The sequence below is a fragment of the Embleya sp. NPDC127516 genome (assembly GCF_044765325.1).
Taxonomy (GTDB): domain Bacteria; phylum Actinomycetota; class Actinomycetes; order Streptomycetales; family Streptomycetaceae; genus Embleya.
On the sequence record NZ_JBIWJT010000004.1, the window covers coordinates 164,815 to 181,938 of the forward strand.

A 17,124-nucleotide genomic window follows, 5' to 3' on the forward strand; every position below is an offset into this window, starting at 1 on the left:
TCGCGGCCGGTGCGGCGGCCCCGGTGCGTCGCGTCGGTGCGGCGCGTCGGTGCGGCGCGTCGGTGCGGCGCCCTCTGGTGCGACCCGCCGTCGGTGGCGTCGCGCCGTCGGACTCGAACCTAGATCGCCGACCCATCGGGATTCAAATAGGCTCTCCACCATGAGCCATGAAGATTCCGATGGGTTGCCTTCGGACACCGGGTCGGCGTCGATACCGGACCCGGTCGCGCGCGGCCCGCTGGATCTGACCCTGCTGCGCACCTTCCTGGCGGTGCACCGCGCCGGCTCGTTCACCGGCGCCGCACGCGTCCTCGGCCTGTCCCAGCCCACGGTCACCACCCAGATCCGCGCGCTCGAGCGCCGACTGGGCCGGGCGCTCTTCGAGCGGTTGCCCAGGGGCGTGGCCGCCACACCGATCGCGGACGACCTGGCGATCCGGGTCGCGGACCCGCTGGACGCGCTGGCCGAGGTCGCCGAGCGGGACCGGTTCGGCGCGGACACTCCCGCGGAGCCGGTGCACCTGGCCGGTCCCGCCGAGATCCTGTGCGTGCGCGCGTTGCCCGCGCTCGCGCCGCTGATCGAGCGCGGCGTGTTGTTGCGGATCACCACCGGAATGACCGACGACCTGCTCGACGGACTCCGCGCCGGTCGACACGACCTGGTCCTGGCCACGATCCGGCCGCGCGGACGCACGCTGGCGGCCGTACCGCTGATGGACGAGGAGTTCGTGTTGGTCGCGGCGCCGACCTGGGCCGAGCGGATCGGGCCGGATCGAGTCGCCGCCGAGGGCCCGGTCGCGCTGCGCGGCGTACCGGTGATCAGCTACGCCGAGGACCTGCCGATCGCCCGCCGCTACTGGCGTCACGTGTTCGGCACCCGGCTCACCGAACGAGCCGCCATCACGGTCCCGGACCTGCGCGGCGTGCTGACCGCGGTGGTCGCCGGCGCGGGCCTGACCGTACTCCCCCGCTACCTGTGCGCGGCGGAACTCGCCTCCGGCGCGCTGGTCCCGCTGCTCACGCCCGACGACCCACCCATCAACACCGGCTTTCTGGTCCGCCGCGCGGGCACCGCGGACCACCCGCACCTGACCATGGTCCACGAACATCTGGTCCGGGCGGCCCGCACGTGGTGACACCGCCGACCCCCACGGGCGCGGACACCCGGGTCAACCGGCGGCGACCGCCGTGGTGAGTTCGGCCAGCAGGTCCGGACCGCTCCACTGTCGGGCCTGCCCCGCCGGCGCGGCCTCCGCCTCGCGGATCAGTTCGATCATGCGCGCGTTGGCGGGCGCGGTCAGCCCGTTGCGTTCGGCGATCGCCAATATCTCGCCCTGCACACTGTCGACCTCGGTCCGCCGGCCCCGCTGCAGGTCCTCCCACATCGACGACCGGGCCTTCGCGTCGATGCGCAGCGTCGAACCCGCCAGCCGGCGGAACAGCGGATCGGGCAGCGCGAGCAGTTGCCGATTGCGCGCGGCGGACGCGGGCCCGAGCTTGGCCGGCCGGATGCCCTCCGCCCGGAACGCCGCCAGCGCCTCGCCCTGGCACAGCGCCAGGCAGGTGCGGTAGTCGCGTTGACCGAGTTGATCGCGCAGCGGCAGTCCGGACAGCGCGTTGACCGCGTTGTTCAGGTTCATCAGCAGCTTCGCGTGTTGCACCTCGGGCATGTCCTCGCGCACCTGCACCGGGATGCCGGCCTCGACCAACACGTCCACGAGCGGGATCACCCGGGGGTTCGCGTCGATCATCAACGCGCCTGACGTGCCCTGATGGAAGACGGCGGGCTCGGTGCGCAGCACGTTGTACGGGACCATGCCGGCCAACACCGTGTGCCCGGGCAACGCGGCCCGCAGTACGGCCGGATTGCGGACGCCGTTCTGCAGGCTGACCACGATCGCGGCCGGATCGAGCCGCCCGGCCAGGGCCCGCCCGGCCTCTTCGGTCGCCGCCGACTTGACGGTGACCAGTACGAAGTCGGTGCCTGCCACCGCGTCCGGCGACTCGGCCAGGGTCAACAGCTCCGGCGCGACCACGGTCGGCGGGCGGCCCGCGCCGGTCACGGTCAACCCGTCCGCCAGCGCGTCCAGCACGGACGGCCGGCCGATCAGCGTGACATCGGCGAACGCGGCGAGCCGACCACCGAGCTGGCAGCCGACACTGCCGGCACCGAAGACCGCGACCCGGGGCCGGGTCCGCGAACGTGGAGCGGGTTGGGACATGTACAGCCTCCGCCTACGGATGAATCAGCCATCGAACCGATCCGCAAGCCTACGTCCCCACCCGCACCCACGTTCGATGCCTCCGGCCCCGACCACCCGCGCCCGCCGCGCGCGGCGGCAACGCAGGAACGGCAGCGCCGCACGCAGGTCGAGGCGGGTGAGGTCGCGGTCGGCCGGGCGCTCTGCCCGGGCGACGCGGTTGTGCACGGCGCGGTTGTGCACGGCGCGGTGATGCACGGTGTCGATGTGTACGTGCGGGTCACGTGCGGTGCGGGTCCGGGAGCCGTTGTGGTCGAGGAACATCCGCGGGCTCTCCGGCAGGGCGCCGGACGCCGCACAGGCCCGGATCCCCCGGCCGCAAGGCAACGTCGTGGGCGGGACGCACCGGGGAAATCGGCGACGGGGGAGCGCGCTTCGAGCTCGCGGTCGGCACCGCCGACTTCGGCAACGGTACCGCCGCCGTGCACCGGCGGCGGGCGTCCTGCCGTGGGTCGGACGGTGGCGGGCGAGACCTCGGTCGACTCGAGCAGTGCCGTCACCGAGGAGCCGACCTCGAGGTCGAGTCCGGTCGCGGCGTCCGCGGTGATCGCGGCGGTTCGCGCTGGTCGCGAGACCGAACGGCGTGGCCCGGGCTCGGCTGCTTGACCCTGTCGTTGGCGGCAGGGTTGGAGCATCACGGCATGAACTCGAACGACAACGACTCCCGCCCCGCCCGCGTCGTCCTGGTCACCGGTGCCGGCACCGGGATCGGACGGGCCACCGCACGAGCCTTCGCCGCCGAGGGCGCCTGGGTGATCGCGGTGGGGCGCCGGGCCGAGCCGCTCGGCGAGACCGCGGACGGGTACGAGCGCATCACGCCGCTGGCCGCCGACATCACCGCCGAGGGCGAGCCGGAGCGGATCGTGCGTACCGTCGCCGAGACCCACGGGCGGCTCGATGTGCTCGTCAACAACGCGGGCATCGTGGGCACCGGCAATCTGGGCACGTACACGCGCGAGATGATCGACCCGCTGCTCGCCACCAATCTGGTCGCGCCGGTGCTGCTGACCCAGGCCGCACTGCCGGTGCTGGAGAGCTCCGGCGGGATGATCGTCAACATCACCACCTCGGTCGGGCAGCGCGCGTGGCCGGGGAATTCGTTGTACGCGGCGAGCAAGTCCGCCCTCGAACTGCTCACCCGCAGTTGGGCGGTCGAGCTGGCTCCGCGCGGCGTGCGGGTCGTCGCGGTCGCACCCGGCGCGATCACCACGCCGATCGCCGACCACCAGGGCTGGAGCCCCGAACGACGCGCCGCGATCCGCGCCTGGCAACTCGCCCACACCCCGCTGGGCCGGATCGGCGACCCCGAGGAGGTCGCCTGGGCCGTCACGGCTCTGACCGCACCGGGCGCGTCCTTCGTCACGGGCGTGATCCTGCCCGTCGACGGGGGTGCGGTGATCTCCTAGTCGGCGGCGGTTCGAGGCGGGGGCGGCGGGTGGGCGCTCACTCCCCGCACCGTGCCGGGTGGGATGCGCGGCGCGCGCTCGTGATAGGTGTGGTTGCAGCGGAGGTGTCCGGATGCGGATCGGTGAACTGGCGAAGGCGACCGGCGCGACGCCGCGTGCGTTGCGCCACTACGAGCAGGCGGGGCTGATCGAGTCGGCCCGGTCGGCGAACGGCTATCGGGTCTACGACGAGCGCGACGTGGCCCGGGTCCGCTCGATCCGTGACCTGCTCGGCGTCGGTCTCACCCTGGACGACGTACGCGCCTTCCTGCCCTGCCTGGACGTCGTCGCCCGCCCGCCGTCCGCCGCCGCCGTGCGGATCGCGCTGGACCGACTGGCCGTACTGGACGCCCGCATCGCGGCCCAGACCGAGGCCCGGAACAACCTGGCGACGGCACTGCGCCGAGCCGGCGTCGACCGCATCCGCCCGGTGGCCTGACCCGGCCGAGAGGATCGCGCGACACCCCTGCGACCGGGTACCAACCGGCATCCCCGGGGCTGGGTCGCCCGAGGGACCGGGAAGCCGGGGCGGACCGGGCCGAGCGGCCCCGCGAGCCGAAAGCGTCGGTGTCAGCCCCCGCACGAGGGCTCCGGGCACGGAAGCCCTCGTGCGGGGAGATCAGGGCGCCGGGGGGCGGCGCCGGACGGGGCCTCGGCACGGGGACTGCCGCCTGAGGAAGCCGTGCCTCGGAGGCTTTCGGTGCGCCGAGCTTCGGGCCGGCTCGCGCGTGGCCGGATTCGAGCCGTTCAGCGTCGGATCGCCGTCGCCGTGGTGTCGATCACCGGGCGGTCGCCGAGTGGCGCGGCCAGGGTCGTCGTCACCGTGCGGGCAACCTCGTTCAGGGGGCAGGCCGCGTCCTTCGCACCGGGCGTGGCCGCTCGCGCCCGTGCGACGACCTCCACCGCGACCACGTCGGGACGTTGGGTGCTCTCCACCCGGTAGTCCGCGCCGCACCGGCCCGGCACGTCGGGCGCGCCGGCGAACCGCAGGGTCAGTTCGCGCCCGTCGGCCGAGACGGTGACCAGGTCGGGCGCCGGACCCGAGACCCCGGCCCGGCGCGGCGACGGATCCGTCGCCACCGCGATCCGCACGGCGCGAACCGTCGTATCCGCGAAGGCCAGTTCCCATCCGGGCACGGTCGCCCGACCCCACGTGGTGTCCACCTCCAGCGTCACCGCCGTGACCGAGGTCACGGTCGGCACCGCCGTGCTCCCGCGGTCGCACCCGCCGTCGCGTCGGCCCGGCATGCTCCTTTCCCCGTACGCCCGTTCCGGCGGCAGCAACGTGCGGTGCACGACCGTCCCGTCCGCCCAGCGGATTTCCGCGTCGCGGGACCGGGCGGGGAGCAACTCCGGTGCCACGGCGATGCATCCGCCGACCGGGGATGGCTCGAGGCCACCCCGGTCCGGTTCCCGGTCCCCGACCTGGTCCCGGTAGCCGCCGGTCACCGTGAAGGGGCGCGGTGCGTCCATCCGCCGCTCCCGGATCCATCGATGCGCCGCCTGGGCCGTCCTGGCCCGGGCGCCCGCCTCCTGGGCGCCCGGTGCGGCGGGCGCGTACAGCAGGGACGCGGGGTCGCTCATCACACGCGGTTCGCCGCCACCATCGCCGGCACCGCACCCGGCCACCAGCAACACCCCCGCAAGAGCCGAGGCTACCGACGCGGGCCCGCCGCCCCGTCCTGCTTCCGCTCCGAACACGCGCCCCACCTCACGTCGCCCCTCACACCCGCGCGCCGAACGGCGCAACGCGGATGTGACGCACCGTCGCCCCGACCGGTTCCGCCGAACCCGCCCGGAACCGGCTCGCGTTCGGGCCGCGATGGGTCAAGGGCGCGCGGTCCTGGTCCGCTGGGTCAGCAGGATGCAGGCGAGCACGCCGAGCGCGGCCATCGGCATCGCGGGCGTCAACGATTCGCCCGGGATCAGCACCGCCCAGCCCAACGTCGGCAACAGCTGGGCGAGTTGCAGCCGACTCGCGGCCGGCACGCCGATCGCCGCCATGCCCCGGCACCACACGACGAAGCCGAGGAACTGCGATACCGCCGCGAGATACAGCAGCCCGCTCACCCCGCGGGTATCGAGGTGTACCGGCTCGATGGCCAACCCCGACACCGAGATCAGCGCGGTGACCGGCGCCGCCGCCACGCCCCACGCGATCACCTGCCATCCCGGGCATGTGCCGGGCCAGTCGGCCGCCTTCCGCGTAGCCGGCCGCACACAACACCAGCGCGCCGAACAGGTACACATCCGCGAGCCCGATGCCGCCGCTGCTCTGCCGCACGGCGAACGCGAACACCACGACCGCGCCCGCGACCGCCGCCGCCCAGAACGTCCGGCTCGACCGCTCGCCGGTGCGCAGCACCGAGCAGACCGTGGTGGCAAGCGGCAGCAGGCCGATCACGCCGCCGAGTGCGCCGTCGACGAGGTCTGCGACGCGGGCGTGGTGGGCAGCGGGAAGCCGAGCACGCACCCGACCGCGACCACGGCGAAAGCGAACCGGTCCACCCGAGTGGGCAGCGGTGCCCGCACGACCAGCAGGGCGGCCCCGGCGAACCCGGCCGCGAGCAGACCGCGCAGACCGGTGACCGTCCACGGGCCGAATCCGTCCAGCGCCCCACGGTCGCCGGGAAGCGCACGCTGGGCGCCGCGCCGCGCTGGGCGATCGGCGGCAGGTGGTGGCCGGCGCGCCGGCCCGGCTGTCGCCCGAGTTGCTGCCGGAGCGACTGCCGTACGGCGGCCACCACTGCTGGCTGCGGCTGCCCGACGGCCGGGACGTACGAGAGCTCACCTCGGCCGCGCTGCGAGCCGGTGTCGCGGTGCCCCCCGGGCACGCGTACTTCATCGCCGAGCCGCCCGCGCCACACCTGCGGGTCGGCTACGCCTGCGCCGAGGGCCCCGCGCGCCCGGTCGAGGGCATCGAGCGCCTCCATCGCGCCCTCATCTCAACCGACCGATCCGGGCCCCGGCCGAACTGACGGAAGGTCGCGGCCTCGCAGCCGTCACGGCCCCACGGCGGTCAGGATCCCAGGATGTGGTCGGCCGGTACCTCGAAGATGATCTCCAGGCCGTCCTCCTCGTCCATCTGTTCGCCCGTCTCGACGAATCCGAAGCCCTGGATGGTCGCGAGCGACGCGGCGTTGTCCGGTGAGATGGTGACCCGGACGGTGGACACGTCGGGTTCGTGCGCCGCGCGCTCCAGCAGCGACGCGAGCATCGCGCGAGCATATCCTCGGCGGCGCGCCTCGGGCACCACGGTGTAGCCGATCTCCACCATGCCCGACTCGTCCGGTGGCCCGTGGAAACCGGCATAGCCGACCACCGCGCCGTCCGGTTCGGACACCGCGGCCCGGGCGAGCCACGGAGCGCTCTCGGGTTCGGCCGTCACCTGGTCGAAGCGGCGACGCCAGAGGCCGCGCGCCCGGTCGGACACGAAGAACTCGGGGAGGTCCAGGCCGGTTTGCCGGCGGGCCTCGGCCAGGTCGCCTGCCACCAGCGCGCCGAGGGGTCGACCGACCAGGTAGACCCAGCGAACCTGCCGCTCCGAGGGGGCGGACGACGGGCGCGCGGCGGAGGTATCGAGAGGATCTGTCATCCCGGGATCATCGGCGACAACCGACCGGTCGTCCACACCATTTCCGGGGTGTCGGGGTGTCGGGGAGGCGCCCGATCGTCGTAGCCGGGCCGGCGGTGCACCGGCCGGCCCGGCTACTCCGCGTGTCAGTGGACCGAGAGCCCACCGTCCACGAAGATCGACTGGCCGGTCACGTAGCCCGATCCCGGGCTCGCCAGGAACAGCGCCGCAGCCTCGAAGTCCTCGGCCAGGCCATTGCGTCCGACCATCGTGCGCGCGGCCAGCGCAGCCGACTTCTCCGGGTCGGAGGCCAGCCTCGCGTTGAGCGGGGTCATCACGAACCCGGGCACGAGCGTGTTGCTGGTGACCCCGTACTGCGACCAAGCCTCCGCCTGGGATCGGGCCAGCGACTCCAGGCCGCCCTTGGATACGCCGTAGGCGCCGCTCTGGACGAACGCGCGATGCGCCTGCTGCGAGGAGACGTGAATGATGCGCCCGTAGCCGCGCTCGGCCATGCCGGGCCCGAACCGCTGCCCCAGCAGGTAGGGCGCCTCCAGGTTCACCGCCATCGTGGCGGCCCACACGTCGTCGCCGAGTTCGTTCATCGGCGGACGCAGGTTGATCCCGGCGGAGTTGACCAGGATGTCGGGCTCGCCGTACACCTCGGCCGCCGTGTCGGCCGCCGTGCGCACGGCGTCCCTGCTGCCCAGATCGGCGCTCACCCAGGCCGCCTTGCCACCCAGGGCGGTCAACTCGTCAACGGTGGCCGCGAGTTCCACCTCGCGTCGGGCAATGATCACCACGCTCGCCCCGGCCCGCGCCAGCGCCCGGGTGATCGCTCGGCCGATGCCGGAACTCCCGCCGGTCACCACGGCGACCCGACCCTCCAGCGAGAACAGTTCGGAAAGGTATGCGTGCGTGCTCATGACGGAACCCTAGACGGACCGCGGCCGGCCGCATCGCCGGCAATCGCGCCGCGCCACCGATCCACCTCGCCCACCACCTCGCCCTACCACGGCCACCGGGCGCCCCGCATCGCCCCGGGGCCCGCGTCGCCCCGCGTCGCCGTGTCTCGCCTCGGGTGGTCAGGAAGCCGTGCTCGGGCGCCGGGCCGGGAACCCGTGCGAGCGGGCGGTGAGGACCACCACGAGTACGGGTACCAGCAGGACCAGCACGCTCCAGGGGAAGGAGCCGGTGCCGACCAGGTCCAGCAGGATCGCTCCGGCCACGCCGCCACCGGCCATCGCCGCGTTCCACAGCGTGACCAGCATCGCCTGCGCGGCGTCCGCGTCGGCGCCGCCCGCGTCGCCGACGGCGGTCTGCAGGAGAGTGGGCACGCCGCCCCAGCCGAGCCCCCACAGCACGACCGCGCCGTAGACCAGGACATGGCTGTCCGAGAACACCGCCAGCACGGCCGCCGCCGCGCCGAACGACAACGTGGCCGCGATGGTGAGCGCCCGCAGTCGTTGGTGGATCAACACGCCCACCAGCCAGATGCTCACCAGCGACGCGCCGCCGAAGGCGAGCAGCACCACGTCGGTGGAGCCGCCCATGTCGAGCCGGTCCAGGTAGGAGGCGATATAGGTGTAGAGGATGGTGTGCGCCAGGACGAAGACCAGGGTGACGAACAGGACCGGGGCCACGCCGGGGATGGCCAGTGTGCGCAGCAGGGGCGTTCGTTCCTCCGGTCGTTGTCCGGGGTGTTCGGGGACGGTCGCGACGATCCAGCCGATCAGGATCAGGGCGAGCACGGTCATCAACGAGAAGGTGACCCGCCAGCCGAACTCGTCGCCGAGGAACGTCCCCGCCGGCACCCCCAGCGACAGTGCGATCGGAATACCCGCCATTACGATCGCGATCGCCTTGCCCTGAAGATGCGCGGGTGCCATCCGGCGGGCGTACCCGGCCAGCAACGCCCAGGCCACGCCCGCCGCCACGCCGGCGACGAAGCGGGCCACCATGGTCAGCGGGTAGTTGCCGGAGACGGCGGTGACCGTGTTGGCCGCCGCGAAGCCGGCCATCGCGGCGAGCAGCAACCGCTTGCGGCGCCACCCGGCGGTCGCCCTGGAGAGCGGGATCGCGGTAAGCGCGGTGCCGACCGCGTAGATCGTCACCGACTGTCCCATCGCGGACTCGCCGACCCCCAGGTCGGAACTCATCGCGGGCAGGACGCCCGCCGGCAGGGTCTCGGTCAGGCTGGTCACGAAGACCGCCGTGGCCAGTGCCAACAGCGCCGCCATCGGCAACTTGCGGTCGTCGGTTTCCGTGTGGGAGGGGCCTGGTGCCGTACTTTGACTTGTCATGCCGCGTATGCTCGAACCCTCACATTGATGTGAAGGTCAAGCGACGAGACGTGAGGTGGATCACATGCGTATCGGAGAGTTGTCCGAGCGCACCGGCACCCCCCGCCGACTACTGCGCTACTACGAGGAGCAGGGCCTGATCGTCGCGAACCGCTCGCCCAACGGCTATCGGGACTACGACGAGTTCTTCGTCGACCGGGTGCTGCAGATCAGGGGCCTGCTCGACGCCGGTCTGCCGACCCGGATCATCAAACAGATCCTGCCCTGCCTCGACAAGCCTCGCATCATCCATTTCCCGGACGCGACACCGGAGATGATCGCCACCCTGGAGCACGAACGCGATCGCATGACCGAACGCGTCAACTGCCTCATCCGCAACCGGGACGCGATCGCCGAATACCTCGACGTGGTACGCGAAGGCCTTCCCCAGCCAACCACCACCTCCTCCTGACCCCCGTCGACCGACGGTCGCGGCCCATGAATTGCCTTGCCCAACCCCGGTCGGTCCTGTGAGGGTTACCGAACCCGAATCTCGAACCCGAATCTCGAATCGGAATCTCGAATCGGAATCCGGAGCCCGGATTCGAGGCCGGATCCCGACCTCGGATCCGAACCCCGGATTCGCGCCCCCGACCGGAAATGGTGTCCATCGTGCGCGCTGACCCGCCACTGCGTCCGACTCCGCTGAGCGGCTTTCCGGAATGGCTTCCGGAGGTCCGTCTGGTCGAGACGCGGTGGCTCGACCACATTCGGCACACGTTCGAGTCGTACGGTTTCACCTCCGTCGAGACGCCCGCCGTGGAGGCGCTCGACGTCCTGCTCAAGAAGGGTGAGACCTCGCAGGAGGTGTACACGCTGCACCGACTCCAGGCGGACCCGGGCGACGACAGCGATGCCCGTCTCGGCCTGCACTTCGACCTCACCGTGCCGTTCGCGCGTTATACCGCGCAGAATTTCAACGACCTGGTCTTCCCGTTCAAGCGCTATCAGATCCAGCGCGTCTGGCGCGGCGAGCGCCCGCAGGCCGGCCGATACCGGGAATTCGTGCAATGCGATATCGACGTGATCAACGTCGACCGGGTTCCGCTGTACTTCGATGCCGAAATGCCGCGCATCGCACACGAAATCCTCACCGCGTTGCGGATCGGCCCGTTCACGATCCACCTCAACAACCGCAAGATCCTCGAGGGCTTCTACGCCGGGCTCGGGATTGCGGACCCGGTGGCCGCGATCCGCATCGTCGACCGGCTGGACAAGGTGGGCCTCGGCCGGGTCGGCGACCTGCTCGCCGGCGAACTCGGCCTGGACGCCGTCCAGGTGGCGAACTGCCTGAAGTTGGCCGGGATTCGCGGCACCGACGCGTCGGTGGTGACCGAGGTCCGCGCGCTGGGCGTCGAACACTCGTTGCTCGACGAAGGGCTCACGGAACTGGCTTTCGTACTGGACGCGTTGGCCGACCTGTCGCCCGGCTCGGTCGTCGCTGACCTGTCCATCGCACGCGGCCTCGACTACTACACGGGCACGGTGTACGAGGCCAAGTTCGTCGAATTCCCGGATTACGGCAGCATCTGCTCGGGTGGCCGCTACGACAACCTCGCCGGGTCGTTCATCCGGCGCGCCCTGCCCGGCGTGGGCATCTCCATCGGCCTCACCCGGATCTTCGCCAAGCTGGTCGCCGAGGGCCGGCTGCCGATCGGACCGAAGTGCCCCACCCAGGTGCTGGTCGCGGTGCTCGACGCCGAGTCGTTCGCGCTGTCGGTGCGGACCGCCGCGACGCTGCGCGCTCGCGGAATCCGCACCGAGGTCTACCACCAGCCGGACAAGCTGCAGAAGCAACTGCGGTACGCGCTGCGCAAGGGCATCGCATACGTGTGGTTCCCCTGGGCCGAGGCGAACGCGGGCGCGGGCGCGGACCGCGGCGAAACGCATCGGGTGAAGGAACTCGCCTCCGGCGAGCAGGTCGTGGCCGACCCGCGTGGTTGGCTGCCGGTCGAGCCGGCCGAGCAGGTCGAGCCGGTCACCGCACGGTAGTGCCGGTTCGGCGGCCGGTGGCGGGCGCCGGACCGGGCCGTCCGCCCGAATTCGATGGCATCGAGGACTGGTGGAGGGCCAGGATGCGGGCATGACGCACACTCTTCTGGCGTTCCTCGGCGCCTGCACCCTCATCGCGGCAAGTCCCGGGCCGAGTTCGGTGCTGATCATCCGACATTCGTTGCAGAGCCGTAGGGCCGGTTTCCTGGCGGTGCTCGGCAACGAGACCGGGGTCTTCGTCTGGGGCCTCGCCGCGGCCTTCGGGTTGACCGGTCTGCTGGCCGCCTCCCAACTCGCCTACGACATCATGCGCATCGTCGGCGCCGTCGTCCTGGTGGGCTTCGGCGTCCAGGCCATCCGCGCGGCCCGCCGGGACGGCCTGACCGGATTCACCGCGGCCGGCTCGACCGACGCCGGTGCCCGGGCGGGGGCCGAGGCGGGCGCCGAGCGCGAGCCGGGCAGCGGCCGACGCGCCTACCGTGCCGCGCTGACCCTGAACCTGGCCAACCCCAAGGCCGCCGTCTTCGCGATGTCCTTCCTCCCCCAGTTCGTCCCGCACGGCGCGCCGCAGTTGCCCACGATGGTGGCGCTGGCCGCGATCTGGGCGGTGTACGAGATCGGCTACTACGGCCTGTACGTCTGGTTCGTCGGCCGGATGCGCACCGTGCTGAGCCGTGCCAAGGTCCGGCGCAGGTTGGAACAGACATCCGGCGGGGTCATGGTCGCGCTGGGCATCCGGATGGCCGTCGAGTCGTGAGCCGACGCCGGCGGGATCACAGGCCGAACGCGTCGCGGCGGTCCTCCGGGACCAGGTCGACGTACTCCGGGTGCTTGGCGATCCAGTCCCGGATGAACGAGCAGTAGGGCAGCACCGCGAGACCCCGCTCCCGGACCGCGTCCAGCGCCGCGCGCGCGAGCCGACCGCCCAGACCCCGGCCGCCGAACCGCGGGTCGATCTCGGTGTGCGTGAAGGCGACCTCGTCGCCGCTGACGAAGTAGTCCGCGAAGCCCGCGAGTTCGGTGGCCCGCAGCGGCGGAGCCACGGACGCTCCGGGGGCGGCCTCGACACCGACGAATATCTCGTAGCGGGACTGCGCCGGGTTGTCCGTCACACGCGTTTCCATGCTGCTGCCTCCTGGGTCACGATCGGGACTTGCGGCCCGGGCATTCCTGTCCACACGTACGCACGTCGATCCCACCGCCGACCGTGCCCGCGCACCCCACCGTATCCGGCCGACACATCGCCCGGATCGCCCCGGCACCACCCGCCCGAACCGCGTGCCGCCCGCCGCACGTGCTGCGGATCACGCCGGAGCTTCGTCGACGTACACCTTGGTTCCGTCGGCGAATATCCGGTATTCGCGCGCGCCCTCTTCCTCCTCGTCGGCGTACACCTTGGTACCGTCCGCGTACACCTTGTACACGCGCCCGTTCTCGCCGCCGACCGCGGGCAGCCCCGCCGCGTGCAACTCCGCGACCGCCTTCCGGACCCCTTCGGCGATCAACTCGTCGAACCGCTCCGGTCCGATCTCGTCCCGCAAGGATTTCGTCATCGACCCCTCCCGACGTCGGGCGACGGCCCGGATCGAACCGCGGCGTTCACACGCCAAGATTGCCAGGACGGCCCCGACCCCGACACCCCCGGCCGGGTCACAGGCCCAGCGTGGGCCGATGCCACTCGGGAACCAGGTCGAGGTACTCCGGGTGCTCGATCATCCAGGCCCGCAGATAGGCGCAGTTGGGCACCACGCCGACCTTGCGCTCGCGGGCGACGTCCAGCGCGGACCGGACCAGCACGTCGCCCAAACCGCGCTCCGCGAAGCGCGGATCGACCTCGGTGTGGATGAACGCGATCAGATCGTCGCCGAGGAAGTACTCGGCGAACCCGGCGAGCTCGGCGGGCTCGCCGCCCGCATGGATCTCGAAGCGGGACTGCGCCGGGTTGTCGACCACGCGCGTTTGCATGCTGCCTCCTGGTCCGGGACCGGGACGTACGACCCGGATCCTCACCGTATCGACCGCCAGGAGCCCGCCCGCGACCCGTGGGCCTCCCGACCGGCCCGGGTCGGCCCGGGTCGGCCCGAGTCGGCAACCCGGATCGGCCCGGCGGTCCCGGCTCGGGGTCCGGCTCAGGACCCGGCTCAGGACCCGGCTCAGGAGTCGAACGTGGTGGCGCGTGCGACCTTCTCCCACGTGTCGATCTCGGACCGCACGCTGTCGAGGTGCCCGACGACCGCGTCCACCGCGTCCGCGCCCAGCGGCAGCCGCAGCGGCGTGACCTCGGCGGCGAGCGCGGCCAGGATGCTCATCGTGTGGTTCCCCTCGGCATCGCGCCGCCGACTCGGCGAGTCGGCGGCGCTTCCCGTGTGATCACCTTGCCGCGCGGGCCGGCCCGCCGTCCAAGACCGACGGTGATAGCCGATGGTTATCGATGACGGGAGCGTGCTCGGCACCACCGCCAGCCCGGGTCATGCTCGGCTCCGCCGGAGACCCGGGGTCGGCTCGGCACCGCTCGAAACCCGGGTCCGCCCCGGTCACGGCGGACCGACCACCACCGTGCGGTCCGTGGCGCCGGAGCGGACCTCGAAAACGGTGAAGCCGTGCGGCCCGGCCAACACCTGGTGCACACAGCCGGACGGGATGAACACCACGTCGCCCACCCGCATGCGCACCCCGCCGGTCAACCCCTCGCCGGAGAACACGTCGCAGCTCCCCGCGGTGAGCAGCACGATCGTCTCCTCGTCCTCGTGGTGATGCACCGCCGTCCGCTCACCCGGTCCCAGGGTGGCGAAGAAGCCGCACAGGCGTCCGGCGCCCACCGTCGCGGCGGACACACGTTCGCTGATCCGGATGCCCTGCGCACCGACAAGGTCGGCGCCGGGAGGTACGAGCACGGCTTGGTTCACAAGTTCACGGTCGGCCATGAGTTCAGGGTCGACGCGGGCCGACAGCCGGAAACGCGCACCGCGCCGAACCACACCGAATGGGCGAGTCTCCCGGTCCGGACACGATCGCGACCGCCCGGCGTCGGCCCTTCCACGATCGGTACGGCGCCGGCACTCTTGGGACGGCCTCGCGCGGTCCGGCCGGGACGCGCGGCTCGACTTCTTCGACGCGGGAGCAGCGATGGTGAACCGTGACCGGGTCGATTGGGTCGTTGCCCACCACGATGTGGCCGCTTCCGCCGCGCGGGCGATCGTGCGCGATGTGGTGGCCGCGGCGTCGGCGGCCGGGCGTGCGGTGAGCGTCGCGGTGGTGGACGGCGCGGGCGTACCGGTCGCGTTCGAACGCATGGACGGCGCGCTGCGGTTCAGCGCGGATCTCGCCGCGGCCAAGGCCCGCACGGCGGCGGCGTTCGGGCGGCCCACCGCAGCCATGGAGGAACTGCTCGGCGATCGGCCCGTGTTCGCGCAGAGCTTTGTCGCACAGGGGAGTTGGTATCTCGGGCGCGGCGGCCATCCACTCCTGATCGACGGTCGCCCGGTGGGCGGGGTCGGAGTCAGCGGGGACGCGGCGGAGTTCGAGGATGAACTCGCCCGCGCCGCCGCCGAATCCTTCGGCCGCGACGCGGACGGCTGACCTATCGGGACGGCGCGCCCCTACCTCACGATGCGCTTCTCCACCTCAACCGTCGCCCGCTCAACGCCCCGAGCCACGTCCCGCACGAGGCCGTTGACCCGCAGCAGCACCGCCGAGGCGACCGTGGTCGCCGCCTCGATCAGGTTCCCGGACGCCGCCGCGGGCACTGCCGCGGCCGCCGCGCCGCGTACGCCGGTCGTCGCCGCCGGGAACGGCAGGGGCAACGGGCCGGACTCCGAACGCAGGTCGGAGAGTTGGCCGTTCTTCAGCGCCATCAACGCGTCCTCGCCGGACACCAGCCCCTCGCAGTGACCGTGCCCCTTCAGCGCCGCGTGCAGGAACGCGGTCGCGTACACGTTGGTGATCGCGTGCTGCTCCGCGAAGGTGATGCCGGGCTTGCCGTCCCGGGGCAGGCCGGGCAGGTGGATGTCCACGTCGCTGGGGTCGAGGAACTGGACGTGATTGCCGCCGGTGATCTCCACGTACGCCTTGTAGCCCTTCGGGACCAGGTCCAGGTAGTGCACGCCGGATCCGGGCGAGATCCTGTCGTTCTGCCCGGACACGATCAGCGTCGGCGTGGCCACCTTGCAGACCTCGGCGTCGATCCGCGCGTACAGGTCGGGTTCCTTGACGTTGCGACCGGGCGCGAAACCCAGGACCGCGCGGATGCGCTTGTCCCGGGCCGCCGCCAGCAGCGCGCCGGCCCCGCCCAGGGACACCCCGACCGCCGCGAACGCGTCCTGCTTGATCAGGCCGCGCAGCGGGTTGAACCGGTCGTCGTCGATGTCGATCAGCTTGTCGATGGCGTCGCTGACGGTGTCGGCGTGCACATGCGGGTCGAGCGCGAGGATGTTCTCCGGGAAGTAGCGAAAGACGATGTACCCGTGCCGCACCACGTAGTCGGTGAACCAGTCGTACATGTTCGAACCGGTCCAGGTCGCGGGCGCCAGGACGATCGACGGATACGGGCCCTCGGATTTGTCCGCCGGGGCCAGCCAGCCGTCGTACTCCGCCGGGTAGCTGATCTTGGCGAGCGTGAACCCGGGGCCACCGGTCCAGAACGGGAACTCGATGGTGCCGATGTTGAAGTGACCGGGCTGGTCCGGTCGCACCGGACTCTCGGGTACGAGTGTGGTTGCCATGAGTGGAGTCAATCGTTGTCCAACTCGCTTTGGCAGGGCAATACTTGGCCAAAGAATGGAGACTCCGGTCACAGTGGTGGGATTCCGGCAACCCGAACGGGGAATCCGCCCGGCGGCTCGACGTGCGCCGCGGCCCGGTTCCCCTCCGGTCATTGATGGACCATCAGCAACACGGCCCGGTTGCTCTCGTCCAGTCCCCGGTAGACGTGTGGTCGGGTCGCGTCGAAGCGGATCGAGTCGCCGCTCGACAGGTCCCGACGGTCGGCGACCGGGCCCGTCTCGATCCGGCCGGCGGTGACCAGCAGGCACTCCTCGACGCCGGGGCGGTGCGGCTCGGACACCTGTTCGTCCTCGGTCACGTCGAGCTCGTACAGCTCCACCCAGCCGCGTACGTGCACCCGGTGCAGCAGCCGGGCCCGCACCGCCTCGCCGCTCACCCGCGGTCCCTGATCGGCCCGCACCACCGTGACCGCCGGCGCGCCGGCTTCGAGCAAGCCGCCCAGCGGGACGTCGAGCGCGCCCGCGAGTGCCCACAGCGTGCTCAGCGTCGGATTGGCCTCGCCCTGTTCGATGCCGTGCAGCGTGGTCTTGCTCAGGCCCGCGCTCGTGGCGAGATCGGCCAGGGAGCGGCCCGCCGCTTCGCGGAGCGTCCGGATGTTGTGTCCGATATCCCTTGCGATGGTCATGGCGTTCATTATGCTGGCTCCACGTATCAGTTTACCGGTACGGGCGGCACGCGATGCGCTGTTCCCCGGCACCGCCGACAGCACCCCGCACCGCTCGGCACCGC

The 17,124-nt window shown here is 72.0% G+C and carries 20 protein-coding genes and 1 pseudogene; 8 read left to right on the plus strand and 13 right to left on the minus strand.

What is annotated here, in order from left to right; translation table 11 throughout:
• The first annotated feature begins 160 nt into the window (after window positions 1-160).
• On the plus strand, window positions 161-1,135 hold the full coding sequence (locus tag ACIRL2_RS08605) for a LysR family transcriptional regulator (RefSeq protein WP_402231065.1): 975 nt from the start codon (window positions 161-163) through the stop codon (window positions 1,133-1,135).
• A gap of 33 nt (window positions 1,136-1,168) precedes the next feature.
• On the opposite strand, the gene ACIRL2_RS08610 is transcribed toward ACIRL2_RS08605, so the two are convergent.
• Entirely contained in the window at window positions 1,169-2,221 is a 1,053-nt protein-coding gene (locus ACIRL2_RS08610) for a 2-dehydropantoate 2-reductase (RefSeq protein WP_395858721.1), read from the minus strand.
• A gap of 680 nt (window positions 2,222-2,901) precedes the next feature.
• On the opposite strand from ACIRL2_RS08610, the gene ACIRL2_RS08615 reads away from it, so the two are divergent.
• The gene (locus ACIRL2_RS08615) at window positions 2,902-3,666 is read left to right on the plus strand and encodes an SDR family NAD(P)-dependent oxidoreductase (protein ID WP_395858722.1); all 765 of its coding nucleotides are present in this window, start codon (window positions 2,902-2,904) and stop codon (window positions 3,664-3,666) included.
• 112 nt (window positions 3,667-3,778) lie between these two features.
• Window positions 3,779-4,144 (plus strand): MerR family transcriptional regulator, encoded by a 366-nt coding sequence (locus tag ACIRL2_RS08620; protein ID WP_402231069.1) that lies wholly within the window; start codon window positions 3,779-3,781, stop codon window positions 4,142-4,144.
• A gap of 308 nt (window positions 4,145-4,452) precedes the next feature.
• Here the strand turns inward: ACIRL2_RS08620 and ACIRL2_RS08625 are convergent, their stop codons facing one another.
• Both ACIRL2_RS08625 and ACIRL2_RS08630 read right to left on the minus strand, forming a co-directional pair.
• Window positions 4,453-5,289, minus strand: a complete 837-nt coding sequence (locus tag ACIRL2_RS08625) for a hypothetical protein (protein WP_402231071.1) — start codon at window positions 5,287-5,289, stop codon at window positions 4,453-4,455.
• Between the two features lie 243 nt (window positions 5,290-5,532).
• Window positions 5,533-6,318, minus strand: a pseudogene (locus ACIRL2_RS08630) (DMT family transporter).
• 62 nt (window positions 6,319-6,380) lie between these two features.
• Between ACIRL2_RS08630 and ACIRL2_RS08635 the strand changes: the two are divergent.
• Entirely contained in the window at window positions 6,381-6,683 is a 303-nt protein-coding gene (locus tag ACIRL2_RS08635; protein WP_402231074.1) for a hypothetical protein, read from the plus strand.
• A 41-nt stretch (window positions 6,684-6,724) separates the two neighbouring features.
• Here the strand turns inward: ACIRL2_RS08635 and ACIRL2_RS08640 are convergent, their stop codons facing one another.
• From ACIRL2_RS08640 to ACIRL2_RS08650, 3 genes are all read right to left on the minus strand, one after another.
• The gene (locus ACIRL2_RS08640) at window positions 6,725-7,300 is read right to left on the minus strand and encodes a GNAT family N-acetyltransferase (protein WP_395858728.1); all 576 of its coding nucleotides are present in this window, start codon (window positions 7,298-7,300) and stop codon (window positions 6,725-6,727) included.
• A 125-nt stretch (window positions 7,301-7,425) separates the two neighbouring features.
• Window positions 7,426-8,205, minus strand: coding sequence for an SDR family NAD(P)-dependent oxidoreductase (locus ACIRL2_RS08645; RefSeq protein ID WP_402231078.1), 780 nt, complete (start codon window positions 8,203-8,205; stop codon window positions 7,426-7,428).
• A gap of 159 nt (window positions 8,206-8,364) precedes the next feature.
• Complete coding sequence (locus tag ACIRL2_RS08650) at window positions 8,365-9,582, minus strand: MFS transporter (protein WP_402231081.1); 1,218 nt, start codon at window positions 9,580-9,582, stop codon at window positions 8,365-8,367.
• Between the two features lie 64 nt (window positions 9,583-9,646).
• Between ACIRL2_RS08650 and ACIRL2_RS08655 the strand changes: the two genes are divergently transcribed.
• From ACIRL2_RS08655 to ACIRL2_RS08665, 3 genes are all read left to right on the plus strand, one after another.
• Window positions 9,647-10,033: a MerR family transcriptional regulator gene (locus tag ACIRL2_RS08655; RefSeq protein ID WP_331770809.1), complete on the plus strand. Its 387-nt coding sequence runs from the start codon at window positions 9,647-9,649 to the stop codon at window positions 10,031-10,033.
• Between the two features lie 200 nt (window positions 10,034-10,233).
• Window positions 10,234-11,613 carry a histidine--tRNA ligase gene (hisS, locus tag ACIRL2_RS08660; protein ID WP_402231083.1) on the plus strand — a complete coding sequence of 460 codons (1,380 nt, stop codon included), beginning with the start codon at window positions 10,234-10,236 and terminating at the stop codon, window positions 11,611-11,613.
• Window positions 11,614-11,704: 91 nt separating this feature from the next.
• Window positions 11,705-12,370, plus strand: a complete 666-nt coding sequence (locus ACIRL2_RS08665) for a LysE family translocator (RefSeq protein ID WP_395858732.1) — start codon at window positions 11,705-11,707, stop codon at window positions 12,368-12,370.
• 16 nt (window positions 12,371-12,386) lie between these two features.
• Here ACIRL2_RS08665 and ACIRL2_RS08670 read toward each other — a convergent pair whose 3' ends face one another.
• The 5 genes from ACIRL2_RS08670 to ACIRL2_RS08690 all read right to left on the minus strand — a co-directional run bounded on the left by ACIRL2_RS08670 (window position 12,387) and on the right by ACIRL2_RS08690 (window position 14,537).
• Entirely contained in the window at window positions 12,387-12,737 is a 351-nt protein-coding gene (locus ACIRL2_RS08670; RefSeq protein WP_395858733.1) for a GNAT family N-acetyltransferase, read from the minus strand.
• Between the two features lie 180 nt (window positions 12,738-12,917).
• Entirely contained in the window at window positions 12,918-13,166 is a 249-nt protein-coding gene (locus ACIRL2_RS08675; protein WP_402231086.1) for a hypothetical protein, read from the minus strand.
• Between the two features lie 97 nt (window positions 13,167-13,263).
• Window positions 13,264-13,578: a GNAT family N-acetyltransferase gene (locus tag ACIRL2_RS08680; protein ID WP_395858735.1), complete on the minus strand. Its 315-nt coding sequence runs from the start codon at window positions 13,576-13,578 to the stop codon at window positions 13,264-13,266.
• 188 nt (window positions 13,579-13,766) lie between these two features.
• The gene (locus ACIRL2_RS08685; protein WP_395858736.1) at window positions 13,767-13,922 is read right to left on the minus strand and encodes a hypothetical protein; all 156 of its coding nucleotides are present in this window, start codon (window positions 13,920-13,922) and stop codon (window positions 13,767-13,769) included.
• A gap of 225 nt (window positions 13,923-14,147) precedes the next feature.
• Complete coding sequence (locus ACIRL2_RS08690) at window positions 14,148-14,537, minus strand: cupin domain-containing protein (protein ID WP_331770816.1); 390 nt, start codon at window positions 14,535-14,537, stop codon at window positions 14,148-14,150.
• Window positions 14,538-14,739: 202 nt separating this feature from the next.
• Here ACIRL2_RS08690 and ACIRL2_RS08695 point away from each other — a divergent pair, with 202 nt between their 5' ends.
• On the plus strand, window positions 14,740-15,192 hold the full coding sequence (locus tag ACIRL2_RS08695; RefSeq protein WP_395858737.1) for a heme-binding protein: 453 nt from the start codon (window positions 14,740-14,742) through the stop codon (window positions 15,190-15,192).
• A 20-nt stretch (window positions 15,193-15,212) separates the two neighbouring features.
• On the opposite strand, the gene ACIRL2_RS08700 is transcribed toward ACIRL2_RS08695, so the two are convergent.
• Together ACIRL2_RS08700 and ACIRL2_RS08705 are read right to left on the minus strand one after the other, a co-directional pair.
• Window positions 15,213-16,334, minus strand: a complete 1,122-nt coding sequence (locus tag ACIRL2_RS08700; RefSeq protein WP_402231090.1) for a dienelactone hydrolase family protein — start codon at window positions 16,332-16,334, stop codon at window positions 15,213-15,215.
• Window positions 16,335-16,483: 149 nt separating this feature from the next.
• Window positions 16,484-17,020, minus strand: a complete 537-nt coding sequence (locus ACIRL2_RS08705; protein ID WP_395858739.1) for a helix-turn-helix domain-containing protein — start codon at window positions 17,018-17,020, stop codon at window positions 16,484-16,486.
• Window positions 17,021-17,124 lie beyond the last annotated feature (104 nt).

Excerpts from the sequence above, each read along its gene's own strand:
- ACIRL2_RS08620 (WP_402231069.1), top strand. The coding sequence starts at position 3,779 with ATGCGGATCGGTGAACTGGCGAAGGCGACCGGCGCGACGCCGCGTGCG.
- ACIRL2_RS08615 (WP_395858722.1), top strand. The coding sequence starts at position 2,902 with ATGAACTCGAACGACAACGACTCCCGCCCCGCCCGCGTCGTCCTGGTC.
- ACIRL2_RS08605 (WP_402231065.1), top strand. The coding sequence starts at position 161 with ATGAGCCATGAAGATTCCGATGGGTTGCCTTCGGACACCGGGTCGGCG.
- ACIRL2_RS08670 (WP_395858733.1), bottom strand. The coding sequence starts at position 12,737 with ATGGAAACGCGTGTGACGGACAACCCGGCGCAGTCCCGCTACGAGATA.
- ACIRL2_RS08665 (WP_395858732.1), top strand. The coding sequence starts at position 11,705 with ATGACGCACACTCTTCTGGCGTTCCTCGGCGCCTGCACCCTCATCGCG.
- ACIRL2_RS08690 (WP_331770816.1), bottom strand. The coding sequence starts at position 14,537 with ATGGCCGACCGTGAACTTGTGAACCAAGCCGTGCTCGTACCTCCCGGC.
- ACIRL2_RS08700 (WP_402231090.1), bottom strand. The coding sequence starts at position 16,334 with ATGGCAACCACACTCGTACCCGAGAGTCCGGTGCGACCGGACCAGCCC.
- ACIRL2_RS08685 (WP_395858736.1), bottom strand. The coding sequence starts at position 13,922 with ATGAGCATCCTGGCCGCGCTCGCCGCCGAGGTCACGCCGCTGCGGCTG.
- ACIRL2_RS08655 (WP_331770809.1), top strand. The coding sequence starts at position 9,647 with ATGCGTATCGGAGAGTTGTCCGAGCGCACCGGCACCCCCCGCCGACTA.
- ACIRL2_RS08675 (WP_402231086.1), bottom strand. The coding sequence starts at position 13,166 with ATGACGAAATCCTTGCGGGACGAGATCGGACCGGAGCGGTTCGACGAG.
- ACIRL2_RS08680 (WP_395858735.1), bottom strand. The coding sequence starts at position 13,578 with ATGCAAACGCGCGTGGTCGACAACCCGGCGCAGTCCCGCTTCGAGATC.
- ACIRL2_RS08625 (WP_402231071.1), bottom strand. The coding sequence starts at position 5,289 with ATGAGCGACCCCGCGTCCCTGCTGTACGCGCCCGCCGCACCGGGCGCC.
- ACIRL2_RS08645 (WP_402231078.1), bottom strand. The coding sequence starts at position 8,205 with ATGAGCACGCACGCATACCTTTCCGAACTGTTCTCGCTGGAGGGTCGG.
- ACIRL2_RS08705 (WP_395858739.1), bottom strand. The coding sequence starts at position 17,020 with ATGACCATCGCAAGGGATATCGGACACAACATCCGGACGCTCCGCGAA.
- ACIRL2_RS08695 (WP_395858737.1), top strand. The coding sequence starts at position 14,740 with ATGGTGAACCGTGACCGGGTCGATTGGGTCGTTGCCCACCACGATGTG.
- ACIRL2_RS08650 (WP_402231081.1), bottom strand. The coding sequence starts at position 9,582 with ATGACAAGTCAAAGTACGGCACCAGGCCCCTCCCACACGGAAACCGAC.
- ACIRL2_RS08610 (WP_395858721.1), bottom strand. The coding sequence starts at position 2,221 with ATGTCCCAACCCGCTCCACGTTCGCGGACCCGGCCCCGGGTCGCGGTC.
- ACIRL2_RS08640 (WP_395858728.1), bottom strand. The coding sequence starts at position 7,300 with ATGACAGATCCTCTCGATACCTCCGCCGCGCGCCCGTCGTCCGCCCCC.